This window comes from Lapillicoccus sp. (assembly GCF_025353065.1).
Classification (GTDB): Bacteria; Actinomycetota; Actinomycetes; order Actinomycetales; family Dermatophilaceae; genus Lapillicoccus.
Map to the genome: position 1 here is coordinate 1 of NZ_JANXRJ010000299.1, position 3,001 is coordinate 3,001.

The 3,001-nt window shown below is 66.1% G+C and carries 2 protein-coding genes; both read left to right on the forward strand.

Annotated elements, in window-relative coordinates; all coding sequences use genetic code 11:
• Positions 1–521: 521 nt before the first annotated feature.
• On the forward strand, positions 522–1,046 hold the full coding sequence (locus tag Q0R63_RS21995) for a DUF6416 domain-containing protein (protein ID WP_295702169.1): 525 nt from the start codon (positions 522–524) through the stop codon (positions 1,044–1,046).
• A 985-nt stretch (positions 1,047–2,031) separates the two neighbouring features.
• The coding region (locus Q0R63_RS22000) for a methyltransferase (RefSeq protein ID WP_295702171.1) at positions 2,032–3,001 on the forward strand (970 nt) is incomplete at its 3' end.

Genomic DNA, 3,001 nt, shown 5'->3' on the forward strand with positions numbered 1-3,001 from the left:
GACGCACTGATCCGCTCGGCTGTCGATGGCATGGGTATTGGTCAGACACTGCAGGTGCTCACCGACGACGACAAGCCGCCGTACCTCCTTCTTCTGGCCAGGCAGTCCAACCTTCACCGATATTGATTCGCCGGTAGCCGATCCCTTGTGGGACGACCCTCGTCCGTCGTCGCGAGCCGACCGCCAAGGCCGGACGCGCTCCGCCAGGGGTTCGACTTTCGGAACAAGGTCGTTCGACGTGGCCGGCTGGCGGCGTCACGCAAACGCCAGGCCGCCTCGGACGCCAGTCAGGGCGAAAGGTCGAAACGGAGTCCCGCTGGTCCGGAGGGCCGCTCTGGTCCCGGTTTACAAGTAGCGATTCGCCACTTGGTGAAACTCGGACCTCATGTACGTGAGCGGACACGGGTTTGGCTCCCAGGGCTCAGGAGGGCTCAGGAGGGCTCTTGACCTATCTTAGTGGGCTCCCGTATAGTTCCTCTTGCGGGGTCACGAGGCTCTCGTACCTATTTAGGAGAACTAACATGCCCGAGATCACTGTTCCAGTACCTGACGCTCGCACCGCCGAGTTTTATCAGTTCTTCGGCCTCTGGCTGGCCGGATCCCTGAGCCTCACGCCCCACCTCGCGGAGGCTGCTCAGACCCCCCGGGAAGCTTCGGGAGCCGGGGGAGCCTCGGGAGCCTCCGGGTCCCCGGCTGCTCCCAAGCCGATCACGCCGTGGACGGGCGGTGAGGAGGACGTTGCTGACGCCGAGGCCCTGTGGGCCAAGTTCTCGCCCAACGCTCGCGGCATGTTCGGCCTGCTGGCCGACAACCCCGACACCAAGTACTCGGGCACCCAGATCGCGGAGGCCGCCAACATCCCGCACGGCGCTCACGGTGTCGCTGGTGTCCTCGCCTGGCCCGGTCGGTTCTGCGGCCCCATGGGGCGCGAGCTCCCGACCAGGTGGGAGGAGGACGTCGAGGCTGGGGACTCCTACTACTGGATGACCGCGCCCGTGGCCGCCCTCTTCCAGGCTGCCCGCAAGGAGGTCGAGAACACTGGCTGACCACACGCCGCTCTACGCAGGAGCACCCGCCGTCCACATCGGACAGTGGGTGTTTTTGCGTCGCAGGACCTGGCTCAGGTACGGCGAGCCTCGCCGTGCTCGGACGCTGTGGACGTCCGGAGACGGCTGGCCCTGCGGGTGCCAGCACCTCGCGGGAGGTGCGCTTCCACTCGACCGGCTCGCCCAGCGTCGGCATGAACAGGAGCGTCGTGTCAGAGACCTCTACCCGCGAGATGACTCGCTGGAGCACCAGGTTCCAGGCTTGCGGGGTCATGTCCATGCCGCCCGTCTCCTGGACAGCAACCAACACGACACGGACTGCGTCCTCGAGATCACGGCCGCAGAGTTCGTAGGACGTCTGGCCACCGTCTTGGCCCACCTCATGCTAAGGCCCCACGACCGGGGTGATGCCCTGCGCCAATTCTGGCGGTTCTACCTGACCGGTTCGACATAGACGCGACAGTGCAGCTGCCTGGCGCGACACTCCTGACCGCTCCCAGCCTCAGATGACGGCGCCACACGATCCATGTGGGGACCGTGACCGCAAGGCGACCGGCCAGCGGGCACCGCAAGTGGACCACGCCGGCTCCTGAACGCCCGCACCGGCGACAACAGGATCGAGTTCGTTTGACTACCTCACGAGTCCCGACGAACGGTGTGTCGGCCACATAATTGAGGCTGTCGGACCAAAACGGCGCGCCCCCTGGGTGTGTCAACGGTCATGAGGTTGTCGGCATCTGCGGTCAGGTGTTCTCCCCGGTAGCGGCCATGAAAGTTTCCCGGTGGCGGACATGGGATTTCCCCGGGATCTCCCCGCCTTGCTAGAGATTGCTGACCGCCGCTGTGATTGGTGTGCGGGCCGCGAGGTGATGTCTCACGAAGAAAGCTCACCCGTCCGCGGCCGCTCGCCGGTCTGCGTGCTCGCCGACGTCGCTGCGCCGGAATGGTCTAGTAAATGGTCCTGGGGTGCGGGAGTCTTGGGGCCATGGATTCAGCTACTGAGCTTCGCCGTCTGGTCAACGGGTATCAGGTCTCGCAGGCCCTGCACGTGGCGGCAGTGCTGGGGATCTCGGACGCCCTGACAGACCGATCGTGCACGGTGCAGGAACTGGCGACCGCGGTCGGGGCGCACGAGCGATCGCTGCATCGGTTACTGCGCGCGTTGGTGTCGATCGGTGTGTACAGCCGCGATGAGCAGGGGCGTTTCGCCAACACCGAGCTCGGTCAAGCCCTGCGATCGGAGACCCCTGGTTCGGTGGCCGGCTGGGCCGCGCTGGTTGGGCGACCGTACTACTTTCAGGCATGGTCCGGGTTGCTGGACAGCGTGCGCACCGGTGAGAACGCTTTTACCGCGCTGCACGGCGAGTCGATCTGGGCCTACCGCGGGCAGCGCCCCGACGAACTCGCCATCTTCGACCGGGCGATGACAGCCCTCTCGCTCGCCGTGGCCGCCGCGGTCGCTGGCGCCTACGACTACGCCCGGTTTAGCACCGTCGTTGACGTGGGCGGCGGCCACGGCGGCCTACTCGCGGCGATCCTCACGCGCTATCCATCTCTGCGCGGAGTGCTGTTCGACCAGCCCGACGTCGTCGCGGGCGCCGCCGCTCTGCTCGAGCGTGCGGGGGTTGTCGACCGTTGTCAGCTCATCGGGGGCGACTTCTTCCAGGTACTACCCGACATCGGGTCTGACACACCGACCGCTGTCGTGCTCAAGGCCGTCATCCATGATTGGCCTGACGCCGAATCGAGCGCAATCCTGGCCGCCTGTCACCGAGCCATGGCCGGCTCCGGGACGCTGCTGCTGGTCGAACAACTCCTCGATGACGGCCCCGATCCGAGCCGGACAGCGTTTTCCGACTTGAACATGCTCGTCGCCCCCGGCGGTCAGGAACGCACCACCGACGAGTACCGCGCCCTGCTCGCCCACGCCGGATTCCGGCTCGAAAGGATAATAC